13 protein-coding genes are annotated in these 16,835 nt (G+C 34.7%); 8 read left to right on the forward strand and 5 right to left on the reverse strand.

Annotated elements, in window-relative coordinates; translation table 11 throughout:
* The first annotated feature begins 95 nt into the window (after positions 1-95).
* A complete protein-coding gene (locus DFQ09_RS08615) occupies positions 96-740 on the forward strand; it encodes a PorP/SprF family type IX secretion system membrane protein (protein ID WP_262511074.1) in 645 nt (214 codons plus the stop codon).
* Positions 741-752: 12 nt separating this feature from the next.
* On the opposite strand, the gene DFQ09_RS08620 is transcribed toward DFQ09_RS08615, so the two are convergent.
* Positions 753-1,988 carry a hypothetical protein gene (locus DFQ09_RS08620; RefSeq protein ID WP_115809392.1) on the reverse strand — a complete coding sequence of 412 codons (1,236 nt, stop codon included), beginning with the start codon at positions 1,986-1,988 and terminating at the stop codon, positions 753-755.
* The gene (locus tag DFQ09_RS08625) at positions 1,981-3,279 is read right to left on the reverse strand and encodes a DUF4270 family protein (protein ID WP_115809394.1); all 1,299 of its coding nucleotides are present in this window, start codon (positions 3,277-3,279) and stop codon (positions 1,981-1,983) included. The genes DFQ09_RS08620 and DFQ09_RS08625 overlap by 8 nt, the downstream gene beginning before the upstream one ends.
* A 280-nt stretch (positions 3,280-3,559) precedes the next feature.
* On the opposite strand from DFQ09_RS08625, the gene DFQ09_RS08630 reads away from it, so the two are divergent.
* The 5 genes from DFQ09_RS08630 (at position 3,560) to DFQ09_RS08650 (ending at position 7,662) form a co-directional block, all read left to right on the forward strand.
* Positions 3,560-4,393, forward strand: a complete 834-nt coding sequence (locus DFQ09_RS08630; RefSeq protein ID WP_147298341.1) for a DUF6268 family outer membrane beta-barrel protein — start codon at positions 3,560-3,562, stop codon at positions 4,391-4,393.
* 10 nt (positions 4,394-4,403) lie between these two features.
* Positions 4,404-5,402 (forward strand): Kelch repeat-containing protein, encoded by a 999-nt coding sequence (locus DFQ09_RS08635; protein WP_245940333.1) that lies wholly within the window; start codon positions 4,404-4,406, stop codon positions 5,400-5,402.
* 127 nt (positions 5,403-5,529) lie between these two features.
* Entirely contained in the window at positions 5,530-5,880 is a 351-nt protein-coding gene (locus tag DFQ09_RS08640) for a DUF4907 domain-containing protein (protein ID WP_115809400.1), read from the forward strand.
* A 20-nt stretch (positions 5,881-5,900) separates the two neighbouring features.
* Positions 5,901-6,953 carry a sensor histidine kinase gene (locus DFQ09_RS08645; protein WP_115809402.1) on the forward strand — a complete coding sequence of 351 codons (1,053 nt, stop codon included), beginning with the start codon at positions 5,901-5,903 and terminating at the stop codon, positions 6,951-6,953.
* The gene (locus DFQ09_RS08650; RefSeq protein ID WP_115809404.1) at positions 6,934-7,662 is read left to right on the forward strand and encodes a LytR/AlgR family response regulator transcription factor; all 729 of its coding nucleotides are present in this window, start codon (positions 6,934-6,936) and stop codon (positions 7,660-7,662) included. The genes DFQ09_RS08645 and DFQ09_RS08650 overlap by 20 nt, the downstream gene beginning before the upstream one ends.
* Positions 7,663-7,665: 3 nt before the next feature.
* Here DFQ09_RS08650 and DFQ09_RS08655 read toward each other — a convergent pair whose 3' ends face one another.
* Entirely contained in the window at positions 7,666-9,108 is a 1,443-nt protein-coding gene (locus tag DFQ09_RS08655; RefSeq protein ID WP_115809406.1) for an SLC13 family permease, read from the reverse strand.
* A 262-nt stretch (positions 9,109-9,370) separates the two neighbouring features.
* Here DFQ09_RS08655 and DFQ09_RS08660 point away from each other — a divergent pair, with 262 nt between their 5' ends.
* Together DFQ09_RS08660 and DFQ09_RS08665 are read left to right on the forward strand one after the other, a co-directional pair.
* On the forward strand, positions 9,371-10,948 hold the full coding sequence (locus DFQ09_RS08660) for a T9SS type A sorting domain-containing protein (RefSeq protein WP_115809408.1): 1,578 nt from the start codon (positions 9,371-9,373) through the stop codon (positions 10,946-10,948).
* Positions 10,949-11,190: 242 nt separating this feature from the next.
* A complete protein-coding gene (locus DFQ09_RS08665; protein ID WP_115809410.1) occupies positions 11,191-12,642 on the forward strand; it encodes a hypothetical protein in 1,452 nt (483 codons plus the stop codon).
* 618 nt (positions 12,643-13,260) lie between these two features.
* On the opposite strand, the gene DFQ09_RS08670 is transcribed toward DFQ09_RS08665, so the two are convergent.
* Together DFQ09_RS08670 and DFQ09_RS08675 are read right to left on the reverse strand one after the other, a co-directional pair.
* Positions 13,261-14,514, reverse strand: a complete 1,254-nt coding sequence (locus DFQ09_RS08670; protein ID WP_115809412.1) for a cation:proton antiporter — start codon at positions 14,512-14,514, stop codon at positions 13,261-13,263.
* A gap of 13 nt (positions 14,515-14,527) precedes the next feature.
* Positions 14,528-16,660 (reverse strand): catalase, encoded by a 2,133-nt coding sequence (locus DFQ09_RS08675; RefSeq protein WP_115809414.1) that lies wholly within the window; start codon positions 16,658-16,660, stop codon positions 14,528-14,530.
* Positions 16,661-16,835: the final 175 nt, after the last annotated feature.

Consider the following 16,835-nt stretch of genomic DNA (forward strand, 5'->3'; position numbering starts at 1 on the left):
GGTAAAAAAATCCGACGAAATGCGTTTTTATGAAGGATTAAAGCTTGAAATAGGAATGAGATCCATATCTTAATTTTATAATTACAACCTCTACATTGTGGGGAAATGAATGCGTCACATTAAAAAATTCTCTGAAGTTTTGTTTTTATAACCTCACTTTGGCAGATCAAATAAATATTAATTCGGGTGTTGTGAATCCTGTGTCTGTAGACCCACTGAGTAATACGGTAGACAATGTGTTTTTTGGGGATATTTCTGCGGGCTTTGTTTTTGAAAGAGAAGAATTTAATGGGTTAACTTATTGGTTTGGAGCTTCTGCTAAGCATCTCAATCGTCCTAATATTTCATTTGTAGATGGAGAAGAAGTGCCCTTAGATATTTTCTATTCCTTGCATGGTAATTTTAGATTTCCATTTATGAATGATTACAGCATCATGATGACCGCTAATTACATGCAACAAGGCGAATATAATCGTTTAGATATCGGGGCATTGTTTGTTGTTAATCAATTCCTTGTTGGTGTGACTGCAGCTACCAATCCGGCTAAAAATGATGAGAACAGTCACATTTTAACCTCTGTCAATGGGTTCTTTGGGTTAGAGTTTACAGAGTTTAGGTTCGGGTTGTCGTATGATATGAATACCTCTAAAATAGGAAGAACCAATGGAGTCTATGAGGTGTCAGTAACCTATTTATCACCATGTAGACGTTGTAAAACGAATTGTAGTCGAAAACGCTAAAACCACTTTAGACTAGTTAAACTTTCGTTTTTGAAACCATAAATCAGATAATGAAATATTAATGTTTAAGGTGTTTACATATTCTTGAATTAGAATACTATCTGTAGTCCCTTTTTTAGCTAGGGTATAAGAAACATTTAATAGCGATTGTTTACCAATAGGCAAACCAATACCAAAGGAAGCGGAATAGGTGTCAATATTGGTGTCATCGACTTTAAGGTAACCCGAATTGTAATTTAATCCCATTCTAAAATCCACACGTTTCCAAAATTTATAACTCGTTGGGTCTACAGCATAAGACGCTCCTAAGCCAAAAATATTTTGATCGGTATAATCTCCTATGGCATCAGACTGATTTGTAGCTCCCCAGAAATTTTTCTTATAATCAGCAGTTAATAGTAGATTCTTAAATTTTGTGCTATAACCAAAGCCTAGTTTTAAAGGGAGATAAAAACTATCAACGGATTCGTCTTCTGTTTCTTCCAATATACTGTACGCGGCATTTGAATATTTGCCAACAAGAACATCTTTTGTGCCTTTTAATACAGTAGGTAAATCTAAAGTCAAGCCAAAATTATGTCTGTCTAATAACTTGTATTGTAAACCGACCCCCAATTGCGCACCACTATAATAATTCGTTTCGTTAATTTCTAAATAACTGTTTGTGGTTACTATGGATTCATTTTCTTCTATTTTTCCAAATAAATACGATGCTTTTATACCTACATTAAAATTTTTGAAGACTGTTCTGGCATAATCTAATCGTAATTCACTTATACCACCATTACCGCCTATGTTCGTTGTAAATTGTTCTGAACTACCTTCAATATTATTCTCCAAACCAATTAAGGAGTACCCAACAGTAGTAGATGGTTTTAGAGTTAAACCAATACCGTAGTCGTTGTTATGATTAAAGGCTATTGAGATATTGGTAAAATTGTAGGTTGTTCTTTGTTCACTGACGTCGTCGCCCGTAAGATTATTGAATTCCGCAGCACCACCAAAATCAAAGGTGACTTCATTTTCTTTTAGAGTAGCAAAAGCAGCAGGATTATAGAGGTTAATACCATAGTTAGCATCTAAGGAAATACCAGTATTACCTAGTCCACTATTTCGACCTGTACCAGAATTACTTTCTACACCCAAACCAAAAAGCGAGTATGGTGAGCCCGTTAAGTTACTAGACTGAGAGTAACCTTGTAACCCAAACAGTAGTACGAAAAACATTAGGGATGGATATTTATTCATATAGTGCATAGGTTATAACTAATTTGGTATTAAAGCCAGATCGCTGACTGTCGTTAAAAATGGTTTTATTAATAGTAGAATTATAGTCTGTAGGAATTAAAATAAGGGCATCTTTAGTCACAGGACTCTCATTTAGTTTTTGATCTATAAAATCTATAACAGGTACTGTAAATACAATTTGATTAAATTCTGAATCTACATTAGTTGTAGTTGCGGTGACCACATCTACACTATTACTAATTTGACTAGCTAAATCATTATTTTGATCTATAGTATATAGTAACAATGTTTCGCTTAAAGGGTGAATATCAGAATGTGAGGCTGAATTCGGTTCTATATAAAGTGTGGCATCTAATATGGTGCCTTCTACACCTAAATTATATAACTCTTTAATTGTTGGAAATTCAATTCGAGTTACATACCCTGTGCCAGCTTGGTTGTAACTAATATTTCCACTTTCCGATGACGATAAATTGTATTCTTGGCCATCAATAGCTTCTAGAGGTAAGCCTGTAACATCACTTTCTATGTGATTATAATAGGTGTTAATCGACATGTCATAGGTGTATTCATCGGTTACTAACTCATCTGGAATGGTATAATAAAATCGAAGGTAACTAGTGCTAATGTCTGTTGAAAAGCCAATGACAGAAGCATTGTCATCTGTGCCAGGTTGTATGGTTAGTCCTTTTAATTGCTGGTATAAGGATTCTTGATCTGTAATATTGTTATCTCTAATAGCATTAAATAGGTTTTCACCAAAGCTGTAAGGTAGCGTTATAGAAATCGAATCTCTATTTGGAGTTGGGTAGTACGTTTTCTGGGCTAAAGGAGTTGTTTCGTAAGCCGTCTCTGTGGTGTTGTAGAAAAAGGTGTCATCAGAACTCATTTTGTCGGTGAGTTTATGAATATTAAGAGTGGCCACCTGCGTGGTGTCATTGTAATAGTAGGTGTCATACCCAAGCACTAAACCAACACTATCTAAAATAGCATCATTATCTAAGTAATAAGAAGAAGGACTAACCTGAATATAAGTTGAGGTATTTGCAATTCCCATATCATCATCCTGATATTTACCAACTAATAAGCGCTCGCTTGTTGAGGTTGTAATAGAATCAAATTTCATAGTCGATAGTTTTACAGAAAACGTATCAATAGATAACACCCTTATATTGGTACCTGTAAAGTCTTCACCTGCAACTAAGTTTTCATCTTCAGCGTCTGCAGAACAAGATATGATGACCATTAAAGTGATAATAACTGTCAGTAATTTTAGAAAGGATTTCAGCATTTGTTTTGTATAATTTCTACAAATCAACTACCCAATTGAGGTAATAAAAAGTCTAATATACCTATGGCATATATGTATCTACAAAAAGGGACATTTATACGATTAAAATTCATAATTGGTTTTGTAGATTAAAATTTGGGGTTTGTCTATAAAAAAAGAGTCTAGGTATATTTTGTAATTGTTGTAAAAGATTGTGGTAGTAAGTTAGCAGCCGATGAGAAAAAAGACATTACATTATTTAACCTTTAGCCTAGTCTCTATGGTGTCGTATGGGCAAAAAATGTTCACTACTACCCATGCAGGAGATGTAATGGCATTAGAGTATAGCAGTTATCTTAATTTGAACGACGTTCAATTAGATACGAAATCAGTAACTATAGATTTTACATCTGTATTAGATAAACCAACCATTGGTTTTGGTATGAGCTACACTAATAATAGTTTAGATTTTGTTGCGTACGATCGGTTTCACGATTATAGTGCATTTGAAGAATTACACAGTATAGAGCTATTTGCAAGGTATAAAAAAGCGCTACGTAATAATTGGGATGTAAATGTCACTGTAGCACCGTATGTGTCTTCAACATTTAATGAAGCCATTTCTAGCGACGATTTTATATTGAGTTATGCAGGAAGCTTTACAAAGACTTGGGATAAAGACGGACTTAAATCATCCTTAAAAATAGGTGCAGGTTACGGTTCATTGTTTGGTAAGCCAAATTTTTACCCTTTACTATCGTATTCTAAACATGTCAATGACAAATTGAGATACGAAATAGGAATGCCCGTAACAGGTGTGTTTTATAAACTAAACGAGCAGAATAGTTTTGATTTTAAAGCAGAACCCGAATCTATTTATGCTAATAATACTTCAGACTTTAGCATGACAAATAATGAGGTCGTTTATAATTCTGAACTAGAATTTAAAGCCTTGAAATTAGGATTGGGATATCAATTCCGTTTTGATGATAATTGGTCTACCCATTTTAATATGGGGTATTTATTAGCAAGTGAGCTGACGTTAAGTGAAAACGATAATACCATATATGATTTTGATTCTAAGGAATCATTATCCTTAAACATAGGAATTAGTTTTAATATAAATAAGAAGTAAAATGAGAAAAATGAATAACAAATCAGCCATAAGATTACTTTATTTCGGTGCCGTATTGGCGTTGTTTTCTAGTTGTAATAGTGATGACGATGATGATGACACTTTAGGAAACTGGGTAAAGAAATCGACATTTAATGAAGAGTCGAGAAGCAGCTCTACGGCTTTTACTATTGGCAATATTGGCTATATGGGAACCGGTTATGATGGTAGTGATTATTATAAAGATTTTTGGGCTTATAATATGGACACCAATTCTTGGCAACAATTATCAGACTTTCCTGGATTAGAAAGAAGTTCTGCAACATCTTTTGCTATCGGTAACGATGGTTACGTGGGTACAGGTTATAATGGTGATACTAATGATGAGCTGTCTGATTTTTATAAATATAATGTAGATACTAATAGCTGGACAACCATTGCCGATTTCGGTGGTTCAGCAAGATACGGTGCCGTTGGATTTGGATCTGATTCCTATGGTTATGTAGGTACAGGAAACGACGGAAGTGATAAAAAAGACTTCTGGAAATACAACCCAATTTCAGATTCGTGGGAGGAAGTATTTGGCTTTGGAGGAGACAAAAGAAAAGATGGTGTCACCTTTACAATTGGCAACGACGTCTATTTAGCAACAGGTGTCAGTAATGGAGTGTACGAGACTGATTTTTGGTCATTTAATCTAGATACTGAAGCCTGGACGCAACTTACAGATGTTGATGACGATGACGAGGACTATGTGTACCGATCCAATGCTGTAGCTTTTACAATGAATGGTAAAGGCTATGTGGCCTGTGGTGAATATTCCGGAAGTTTAAGCACGGTTTACGAATATACTCCATCGTCTGGAAGCTGGGTAGAAAAAACACCTTTTGAGTTGTTTGCAAGGCGTGATGCTATAGCGTTTAGTGATGGTGCCCGTGCCTTCGTAGCCCTAGGTAGAAACGGTACTTTGTATTTAGATGATAACATGGAGTTTTTCCCTAATGCAGAACAAGACGACGACGATAATTAAAATATAAAGGGAGATTAGATTGGTTGATGGGCTATTACTTTAGTGATTGAGAGTAATAGCCAACTTAGAGTCAGGAGAATGTTGATATCCTTCATTAATTCTGACTCTTTTTTTAATAATAAATGAGATGAAAAATAAGTATAACAGTAAAGCTGTATTTTTAGGCATTATAATTTTATGTGTAGCATTCTTTTATTTCCCACCCGGAAATGTTGAAAAGAATGCCGTAAATGAAACATCTTTTGCTTTACAGGTAATAGAACAAGATAACTTTTGGATCTATGAGGTGTATAATGACGATAATTTATTTATTCGTCAAGAATACATTCCTGCTGTAAAAGGACAACAAGGTTTTACATCTAAAGCAGATGCCGAAAAAATCGGAAATCTTGTAATGCGTAAGCTTATAGAAAATAAAATGCCTGTGGTTAGCATAAAAGATTTAGATGCTAATGCCATACATTTTAAGCGAATATAAAAGACTTTATTAAATAGTACATGCTAACTAAAAACATATCTTATAAAGAATTTATTGTACATATCCTTGTTTGGCTTTGTATTAGTATATTTCCTTTATTAACGGCTTATCTAAATTTAGGTAAAATTCCTCATGAGGTGTTTTTAAAACAATTAATGAACCCCATTTTGTTTTATGTTAACTACTTAGTTCTAGTACCCTATATTTTACTAAAACGCAAACTGTTCCTCTACATTGTAGTGTCTATTTTATTTTTGGCACTCTATAATTATGTGAGTGAAGTGTTAATTTCAAACCCAATAAGAGATGAGTTCAGAAATATGGGTATGCGTCCTAATAGACCAGAAGGGCCTTTTGGTATACGACATGCTATACCTTTAGTCTTTTCATTAACTATTTTTCTTTTAGGTGGTATTTTTAGTTTGGTCGTAGACTTTTATAAACGCGATCGGTTGTCTAAAGAATTAGAAAATGAACAAAAAGAGATTAAGTTACAGTTTTTAAGAAATCAATTAAATCCACACTTTTTATTCAATTCACTTAATAGTATTTATGCTTTAGTGAGAAGTAAATCTGATGATGCACCAGAAGCAGTAATAACATTATCAGAGTTAATGCGCTATATGCTTTATGAAGCAGGAAACGAACAGGTAACATTAGAGAAAGAAATAAATTACATTAAGAATTATATTGCGTTACAGCGGTTGCGACTCAGAAATACTGAAGCTGTTAAACTTAACATAAAAGGAGAGACAAGAAATTTAAAAATCTATTCTTTGTTATTAATTTCCTTTATCGAAAATGCTTTTAAGTACGGCACAGATTATAAAGGAAATACACATATAGATATAAAAATAGTCGTCGACAATAATAAATTAAGCTTAAACGTAGAAAATATAATAGGCTTATATAAACGCGACGATAAAAACTCTGGAGTCGGATTAGAGAACATAAAAAATCAACTTAATTATTTGTATAAAAACAATCATGAGTTGACCATAGAAGAAGACAATTCGTATTACAGAGTGCATCTAACCTTAAATTTAAATGACAATGAAGTGCATAATAATTGATGACGAGCCGTTGGCAATAGATGTCATCGCATCCTACTGTCAGGCTTTAGGAGCAGTAGAGGTGATTAGCACATTTACAAATGCCATTGAAGCTTTAGATTTTATAAATAATAACCGTATCGATTTGGTGTTTTCTGATATTGAAATGCCAAATATTTCGGGTATTGAACTGATACGATCTTTAGAAGGTAAAGTCCCTTACTTTATTTTTACAACTGCTTACCCAGAATATGCTTTAGAAGGTTTTGACCTCAATGCTGTGGACTACTTAATGAAGCCCATTCCGTTTCCCAGGTTTTTAAAAGCGGTAAACCGCGTTAAAGAGATGATGAAGCTAAATGAAGTGAGTACATCTGTCAATGTGTCTTCAGCAGGTGGTGAGGCTCCAACGCACGAAGATGATTTCATTTTTGTAAAATCGGAGTACGAAAACGTAAAAATAGACATTAAAGAGATTAAACATATTCAAGGTTTAAAAGACTATTTGAAGATTCATTCAGAAAACGCGAAACCTATTTTAACCTTAATGAGTTTCAAAGAGATGCAATCTAAGTTACCCGAAGCAATGTTTATAAGAGTGCATCGCTCGTACCTTGTTAATGTCAATAAAATCACCTCTATTCAAAAAAATAGAATTATAATTAAAGAAGAACGCATTCCAATAGGTGAAAGCTATAAATCCATGGTGTATAGTCGCTTAAATATCTAGTGTTTAATTCAAATCCCAAATTAAAGGTAGTATAAAATAGACAATTAATGTGATGAGTAAAATCGAAATCACATTCATCCAAATGCCTTTTTTAACCATATCTTCTATTTTTAAATAGCCCGATCCAAAAACCACCGCATTTGGAGGCGTGGCAACAGGAAGCATAAAAGCGCATGAAGCTGCTAAAGTTGCACTTACCAGTAAAATATAAGGATGCACATTTATAACGGCAGCTAAGGATACCAACACAGGCAATAGCATTGCTGTAGTCGCCATGTTAGATGTAATTTCAGTTAGAAAGTTAACCGAAGCAATTAAGACTAGTAGCAGAATAAAAAGAGAAACGCCAATTAAAGAGGTTAGTTGATTGCCAATCCAGATGGCTAAACCACTCGATTCAAAGCCATTGGCTAAAGCCATACCACCACCAAAAAGTAGCAAAATACCCCAAGGTAATTTTACAGCATCTTCCCAAGAGATTAAAGCCTCATTTCCTTTTTTATTAGGAATTAAAAACAAAATAACAGAGGCCATCATTGCAATAATAGTATCGTCAATTGCAGGTAACCATTGCGTTAATATAAACGATCTGCTAATCCATGCTATGGCTGTAATGGTAAAGACTATGAGAATCACTTTTTCCTCATAAGACGTTTTCCCTAAAGCATTCAGTTGATTTTCAATTTCTTTTCGACCACCAGGAAACTCTTTTTGTTCAAATTTAAAGGCGAATCGGGTTAAATAAAACCAACAAATAATCAGCAAAATAACACTTATAGGAAATCCAAACATAAACCATTGCGAAAATGTAATTTCGGTATTATAAGTACTTTCAACCACACCAGCTAAGACTAAATTTGGTGGTGTACCTATGAGTGTGGCCATACCGCCTATGGACGCACTATAGGCAATAGCCAGCATTAAGGCTTTTCCAAATATTAAATTCTCATTAGCTTTTGTTTTGGGGTTATCCTGTAGTTGTAAAACAATAGCGATACCAACAGGTAAAATCATTACTGCTGTGGCGGTATTAGAAATCCACATGGATAATAAGGCCGTCGCCACCATAAATCCAAGAATTATACGACTGACATTAGTCCCAACAATTTTAATGATGTTTAGGGCAATCCGTTTGTGTAAGTTCCATTTTTCAATGGCAATAGCGAGTATAAAACCTCCTAGAAATAGGAAGATGTACTTATGACCATAAGCCGCTGTAGTACTACTTAAAGATAGGCCACCAGATAAAGGAAACAATACAATAGGCAATAAAGCGGTGACAGGTATTGAGATCGCTTCAGTAATCCACCAAACGGCGATCCAAGCAGTAGAGGCTAGAATAGCATTTGCGGACTCTCCTAAGCCTTCAGGGTAACAAAAAAGCTTAATCAGTATAAATAATAATGGGCCTAAAACGAGACCAATCTTCTGTTTTGTTGATTTCATAACTTTTATAACGAATGGTTAGTAGTTTTTAAGGTACTAATTTTCCTATTTTTTATTGAATTTCTTTTATGGTGAAATTCTAGCTGTAAGGTATTGTATTATCCCGATATTTCAATTTAGGCGGTTAAATAAAAGATGTAATTTTTCCTACTTCTGAGAGTTAAGTAATTGAAATTCAGTTAAAAATAAATGATAACTTTTTAGTTTTAATTCGAGTAACTGATGTTTATACTGTTCCTTTGTAATCCCAAATCTACTAAAAATGAAACTATTTTACCTTACAGCCATGGCTGTGGCTTTTTGTTACACAACAAAAGCTCAAGACTTATCTAGTACTTTGCATGTAAGTGCTGGTACAACAGTTACTGTGTCATCGGGCACTAAAATTTCTACAGAAGAAGTAAACCTCAAATCCACATCAGATAGCTTTGCATGCTTATTTCTAAATGGGGATTTAGACGCCTCTACAGTAGTTAATTATGATCGTTATGTTAATGTTATTGGTATATCTGGTGAAAACGGAGGTAACGATTTAATTTCGTTACCAGTAAAAACAGTGGCAGATGCTACTTTTGCTGATTTTTTAACCTACACTGATGGACTAAATGCAAATCTAACGATTATACCCAACTCACCATCGCTTCCAACGTTATTTGCCTTTGGGCCTTATAACAACACTAATCAATCCTACACCAATTATAATTCAGTTACAGATGCTGGTGTTATACTTAAAAGAGGAGTAGGGTATAGAGCTGCTAGTTATAGCGGGCAGACCGTAAGATTTACGGGTACAGTATCTAAGGTGTCAGAAACTGTTGAGATATCTACAACTAATAATGCATGGAACTCAATAGGTAATCCCTACCCAACATTTATAGATTCTCAAGCTTTTCTATCTGCAAATTCTGCAGTATTAGATCCAAATGCAGTAGCGATCTATGCTTATAATAATGGTGCGGATACCGATATAGGAGCCGGAACCTTTGGAAACTTTACAATTATTAATGGACTAACGGAAACAGTTGTAAATATTGCACCAGGACAAGCATTCTTAGTTGCAAATGATCCTGCTGATCCAACAAACATAATAAGCTTCACTACGGCTATGAGAACTTATGAAGGAACGGATGATTTTATATTAGGTAGAGCGACCAATCAAAATCAAATGCTACGCCTTCAAGTTGAAAATGGTACGGATGATTTTGCAACAGAAATTTACTATAATGCTAATTCAACTTTGGGTTTAGATCCAGGATACGATGCAATACTTTATAATGGAGTTGGTTATAATTTATTAGTGTATTCTCATTTGGTAGAAAATAATCTTGGCAAAAATATGGCTATTCAAAGTCTTGGGTTTGACAATCAAAATGATGTTAGCATTCCTCTTGGACTAAAAGCAGCGCAAGGGCAGCAGATTACATTTAGTATTGAAGCATCTACATTGCCAAGTGAGATCGAAGTCTATTTAGAAGATACCCAAGCCAATACGTTTACCTTATTGAATACTAATACGTATTCAGTTACCACGAATACCGCTATTTCTGGTACAGGACGATTTTATCTAAGAGTTGAAAACAGTTCATTATCAACGATAGATCTAATTAGTGAAAGCCTACAAATCGTTGCAAGCGAGCAGACCCTTTTTATCAATGGAGCACTTTTGGCCGACACAGAAGTTTTAATTTACGATATTCAAGGACGATTAGTAATGTCTTCGCTCTTAAAGGAAGCGTCAGACAGAAACATAATTGATGCGGCAAGTTTAAGCCAAGGCATTTATGTCGTAAAGTTGAATAACGAAGAGCAACAGCAAATAAAGAAAGTGATTTTTAAATAAGTTTCAATTCACGGTTTTACACATTTTAGGTATAGCACTATTCACGCGATACAATTATAAGTTTGTAACACGGTAGTTTAATTATTTAAATTAAAAAAAGAACAAAATACATTCCTTTTAAGATCCCTTTCAATTGGTCCTGCACCATTAACTAGTACACAAAATTTTAATAAAATAGTCATCGTAAGGATGAATACGATTTAACTACCCCAAATATTTATTAACCTCACAACCCTAAATTTATGAGACATTTTAAAACATTACTTTTTAGTTTATTACTTACAGTTACCGGAGTAACCACTGCACAAGTAGGAATCGGTACAGAAGTACCAGATACTTCATCGCTTTTAGATTTACAATCAAATTCTCAAGGTTTGCTAGCACCACGAATGACAACCTTAGAACGCGAAGCAATTGTAAGTCCGGCAGAAAGCTTATTAGTTTTTGACACAGACTTAGATGCCTTTTATTATTATAATACCACAACGAGCACGTGGGTAGAATTAGCGAATAACAACGCTGTTAAACGAAACAATTACAAACTCATAAAATCTGCAGACGATTTAGCTGCAGAGTTAATTGCAGGTGGAGGCTCTAGTTATCAACTAGAAGAAAACACCTATTATGAAATCAACGGAACGATAACATTATCATCTCCTATTGATTTAAATAACGCCTACATTTCTGGTTTAGATGCTAATGAAGATGTGCTCTCTGCAACAGGAGTTGTTTTTAAAGGTAGTACAGGGGGAGGTGTTAGAAATGTAACGCTGAAAGGAACTAAAGCTTTTGAAATTACGGGGCCAGGTTTAGCAACCACTGCAACGCTTTTAGTTCAAAACGTAGTTATTGATGGTATGACCTCAAGTGTAGGAAGCGTTTCAGGATTAGGATTATATTTTGGAAATATCAATCAATTTATAAATAATACGAATGGAATTACGTTTTCTAATATTGGTAACTTGTTACTAAATACCCAAGCATGGTTAAGTAGCAATAATGGTACTTTTGAAACCTTTACAGGCAACTTCGGTTTAATAGAAAAAGTGAGTGGTTTTAGTACAGTAGACGGAGCAGATGTGGCAATGGACGTTAGTAGTGGTAGTCTTAGCGTAGGGACTGGAATTATAGAAGGTACCGTGTTTACAGGGACTACATCTAATCCTTCAGGTTATATTAACGGTTATACAACAGGGTCTTATTTAGATTTTAACTTTAACAATGATTGGTCCGTAAGTGCTCCCGGTATTCCAAGGGAAAGCGATGATGTAACTTCTGGTAACTTGTATTATGCTTCGTCTAGTATTAAATATGTTACTAATAATAATGCTTTTAAGCTACCTGTGAATACAGAAGCAATACGACTTTTTAGAACAGCAGAAGGTACTGGAGGTAATAGTGAAAACCGTATTATATATAAAGGGGAAACAAGACGTCCTTTAAACATCTTTGCTACTGCGTCACTTACTGCAACAGCAGGTACGCGATTAGCGTTCTCTATATATAAAAATGGAGTTGAAGTGATAGGAACCGAAGCTATAGTTGATGTGATTCAAACCGATTCTAGACAATCTGTAACGGTTATTGGAACAGTTAATGTAGTTAAAGATGATTATATTGAAATATATGTACAAAAAAAATCTGTAGATAATGAACAACTTTTAATTACCTCTTACAATTTAATAGTAAACTAAATTCATATCTAAATTATTATTTCAAGCCTTCGATAATTCACACCGAAGGCTTTTTGGTTTTTAAATTGTCCAACATAGAAACGTTTTTCTTTAGCAGATTACCACGACATATAATTAAGGACCACTAATTAATTATATGTTTTTTTTACAAGATTGGTAAAAGCTTTACGCACTATGTTCAGAAATTTTCTTAGTCCGTATTTTACCGCAAGTATATGACAATGTTAAATTAGTGCTAAATCTTTAGTTTTAGGTGGTTTATGTCTCAATTGGGGATCCAAAATTATATTTTACGTCGTATCTTTATAAACACCAAATTATATGTGCTATGAGACTACTACAGCTATTAAAAAAACAATTTTTTTCAACGAAATATAAGCCAACAAATCTGAAGAGATCATCTCAGGATGCTCAACCCAAAACGATGATTGAAAGAACGTTCACAAAAGACGACGATACCTTTATGTTTATATAAGTATAGAAACAACTGATAATTTTAGTATTTCTTAACGATGAGATTTTTTGTTATTATGGATACTAGGTTCTTTTGAAGCCTTTTCTACATGTATTGGATTTTAGAACTTTAAACCTTTGTAACTTGGATAATCTTTATTGTTCTCAAAAGCTATCTGCTTCTTTTTCTTCATTTACAGCACGCATAGAACGTTTGGCAGTTAAGCCATGTAAGAGAATAGAAATAAGAATCACTAAAGCAACAATAGAAAACAATTGATCTGTATTGGAAAATTCCCCGTGTTTTATAGCATAGGTTAAATAAAATACGGATCCAATGCCTTTAATCCCAAAAAAGGAAATTACCATTTTATGACGTTTATTCAATTTAGAACCATAGAGCGAAATGTATCCTAAAATGGGTCTTACGATTAAGACTAGACAAAGACTAAATAGTACAATCTCTATAGTGACAAAATTCATAATTCCTGCTATTATAGAACCGCCAAAAAACAACATCCAAAACACAATAAGAAACTTCTCAATGTTAGAGATAAAGCTTAAACTCGGATGACCAGCATGCTCAATATTTTTTTTCTGTTGATGATAGTGTGCAAATAATCCAGCAAAAAACACACTTAGAAAGCCATAAGCATTTAAAACTTCAGCCAACCCATATGAGATAAGTGTAAGCGACAGCGCTACAAATGCTAAATGGATTTTATGGGTGTTTCCTTCGGAAAGTCGTGTTGTAAAATAACTATAAAGGAAACCAATAACCATTCCTATTATAACTCCTACCACAATCTTGAAAAGCACATAGTATGAGAGCCACTCTAACCAGACTTCAGAATTCAGTCCATCACTTTTAGACCATAATATAGCGAGATATATAAATGGAAATGCTAAGCCATCATTTAAGCCGGCTTCTGCAGTAAGGTTGTATTGCGCCCCTAAATTCTTTGATGATACCGACTGCTTTTTGTTCAATTGAATTTCGGAAGCTAAAGCAGGATCTGTAGGAGCTAATACGGCTGCTAAAAGCAGAGCAAGTTCGCCCGAAAACCCCAATATATAATACGAAACGATAAAGACCACAGCCATAAATAGAGGCATCGTTATACCTAACAAGCGCAATGGGTTAAGCCATTCTCTCCAAGAATAATTTAATCCAATTTTAAGTCCTGCCACCATTAAACTAATAATAACCACCATTTCTGAAAAATGTAAGGTTAAATCGATTTCCCAAGTAGGATCTGGCCAAGGTAACGGCACGTTTATATAATAAAATAGCCCTCCCAAGATTAGAACTGGAAGTGTAAAACTAATTTTAAAGCGTTTTAAAACTATGGGGAGAAAACTGGCTAATAAGGTCGTAATCCCAACAATGAGTAAAACGCTAAAATAACTATCCATCATCGATTGTTTTTATTTAAGCAGGAACCTGAGCGGCAATTTCCATTCTATCCCAATTACGATGTTTTGAAATAGCATCAATAAATGCTTTAGGTTTCTTATTAATAAACACAGTCTTATCATCTTTATAATCTGCCACAAATGTTTTGTCTAGTAAATGTTCACCTTCATTATCTACGGCGATAGCTTTACAATGTTTAAAAGCCTCGTTTACAAACTTCTTAAATTTAGCTTCTTCTAATAATTTGTCAATAGCGGTTTTGCCGCCTGGAATATAAATAGCATCAAACAACACACTTTCTGTAGTCATAATAGCCGCATCAACTTGATGTTCCATATGCTCATCACACACTACTGTTCCGCCGTGAGGAGCTATTAGTTTTACCATAGCATTCTCTTTTTCTAAGGCCTTTTTCATGGTGCTAAAATCTTTCATTGAAAACCCATCGCTAACTAATACTGCAATCTGTCTTGTAGCTATACTATTAAACTTTGTATGAGCCTGACTTAAAGCTTTGTCTTTATCTAAATAGTTTTTCTTTTTTGGAGGTTGATGTTTTTTTACATCGGCATCCGCTCCAATGGCTTGGTTAATGGGCTGCTCAATGGTATCGGGAATGTTAAGTCCTAATCCTTCTGCTACTTTTTGAGATAAATCCTTATCTATTTGAGCAATAAGCCATAGCATCCGTTCTTTAACAGATTTCTGAGTACATTTTCCAAGTTCAAAGGTGTAGGCTTCTGCAACGTGTTGTTTTTCCCAATCGGCTAAACTTCTATAAAATAGTGCGGGTTGTGAAAAATGATCATTAAAACTTTCGCTACGTGTTCGGATTTTTTTGGCATCTACACGTTCCTCATAGGAGGTAAATGCACCTTCACTCATTTTAGCCAAATGTGGACAGCCACCGCCTAAAGAATTGGGGAAATAGGCCGTTTGACCTTTTGGTATATCCATTTGCATATGTCCATCTCGCTGATTGTTATGCACCTCTCCAATAGGTCTATTAATTGGAATCTGATGAAAATTAGGACTTCCTAAGCGCGATAACTGGGTATCCCGATACGAGAATAAACGGCCCTGAAGTAGAGGGTCATTTGTAAAGTCTATTCCAGGAACGATATGCCCAGGTAAAAACGCGACTTGTTCCGTCTCGGCAAAGAAATTTTCAGGATTTCTATTTAAGGTCATTTTACCAATAATTTCAACTGGAACTAATTCTTCAGGAATTAACTTCGTAGGATCTAATAAGTCAAATTCAAATTTATGCTCATCTTCTTCAGCTACGACTTGAATTCCCAATTCCCATTCTGGGTATTGTCCCGCCTCAATAGCATCCCATAAATCCCGTCTGTGAAAATCAGCATCTGCACCATTAATTTTTACAGCTTCATCCCAAGTTACAGAATGAACACCTAATAGTGGTTTCCAATGAAATTTTACAAAGTGTGATTCGCCTTTTTCATTTATCAATCGGAACGTATGAATACCAAAGCCTTCCATCATACGTAAACTTCGAGGTATAGCACGATCGCTCATTACCCAAATTTGGTTGTGTAGTGTTTCGGTAGAACGCGAAATAAAATCGTAGAAAGTGTCGTGGGCAGAGGCTGCTTGTGGAATTTCTTTATTAGGCTCGGGTTTTACCGAATGGATTAAATCTGGAAACTTCATCGCATCTTGAATAAAAAAGATAGGCATATTGTTACCTACCAAATCCCATGTACCTTCTTGAGTGTAAAACTTTACTGCAAACCCTCGTACATCCCGAGCTAAGTCCGCAGAGCCTTTAGATCCAGCTACTGTAGAGAACCTTGCGAATACTGGTGTTATTCTCTTGGTGTCCGTAAAAATGCCAGCTTTACTATACTTTTCAATACTATTATAGAGTTCAAAGTAGCCATGAGCCGCACTTCCTCTAGCATGAACAATACGCTCTGGTATACGCTCATGGTCAAAGTGCGTAATTTTTTCTCGCAATAAAAAATCTTCTAAAAGGGTAGAGCCACGTTCACCAGCCTTTAAGGAATTATTGGTGTCGTTAACTTTTAAACCTTGGTTAGTCGTCATAACCTGGTTTTCCGCATCTTTTTCAAATTGCTTAAGGTCTTTTGATTTTTCGGTTGTAGTGGTTTTTTGCTTAGCCATCGTATGAATTTTTAGATATTCTACTCGCATTTAAAATTACGTAATCCACTACCATTCGTTAACTCATCCGCATAAATCTATACCCCTTTTGGCATTATATATTTTATTGTTTTGAATAGTTTAAGTCGTCATAGACGGAACATGTTTAATTGTTAACGGTACTTCAACTTAATTG

The sequence above is a fragment of the Winogradskyella pacifica genome (genome assembly GCF_003386275.1).
Classification (GTDB): Bacteria; Bacteroidota; Bacteroidia; order Flavobacteriales; family Flavobacteriaceae; genus Winogradskyella; species Winogradskyella pacifica.

Excerpts from the sequence above, each read along its gene's own strand:
- DFQ09_RS08660 (WP_115809408.1), top strand. The coding sequence starts at position 9,371 with ATGAAACTATTTTACCTTACAGCCATGGCTGTGGCTTTTTGTTACACA.
- DFQ09_RS08640 (WP_115809400.1), top strand. The coding sequence starts at position 5,530 with ATGAAAAATAAGTATAACAGTAAAGCTGTATTTTTAGGCATTATAATT.
- DFQ09_RS08620 (WP_115809392.1), bottom strand. The coding sequence starts at position 1,988 with ATGAATAAATATCCATCCCTAATGTTTTTCGTACTACTGTTTGGGTTA.
- DFQ09_RS08675 (WP_115809414.1), bottom strand. The coding sequence starts at position 16,660 with ATGGCTAAGCAAAAAACCACTACAACCGAAAAATCAAAAGACCTTAAG.
- DFQ09_RS08670 (WP_115809412.1), bottom strand. The coding sequence starts at position 14,514 with ATGATGGATAGTTATTTTAGCGTTTTACTCATTGTTGGGATTACGACC.
- DFQ09_RS08665 (WP_115809410.1), top strand. The coding sequence starts at position 11,191 with ATGAGACATTTTAAAACATTACTTTTTAGTTTATTACTTACAGTTACC.
- DFQ09_RS08625 (WP_115809394.1), bottom strand. The coding sequence starts at position 3,279 with ATGCTGAAATCCTTTCTAAAATTACTGACAGTTATTATCACTTTAATG.
- DFQ09_RS08645 (WP_115809402.1), top strand. The coding sequence starts at position 5,901 with ATGCTAACTAAAAACATATCTTATAAAGAATTTATTGTACATATCCTT.
- DFQ09_RS08630 (WP_147298341.1), top strand. The coding sequence starts at position 3,560 with ATGTTCACTACTACCCATGCAGGAGATGTAATGGCATTAGAGTATAGC.
- DFQ09_RS08635 (WP_245940333.1), top strand. The coding sequence starts at position 4,404 with ATGAATAACAAATCAGCCATAAGATTACTTTATTTCGGTGCCGTATTG.
- DFQ09_RS08650 (WP_115809404.1), top strand. The coding sequence starts at position 6,934 with ATGAAGTGCATAATAATTGATGACGAGCCGTTGGCAATAGATGTCATC.
- DFQ09_RS08655 (WP_115809406.1), bottom strand. The coding sequence starts at position 9,108 with ATGAAATCAACAAAACAGAAGATTGGTCTCGTTTTAGGCCCATTATTA.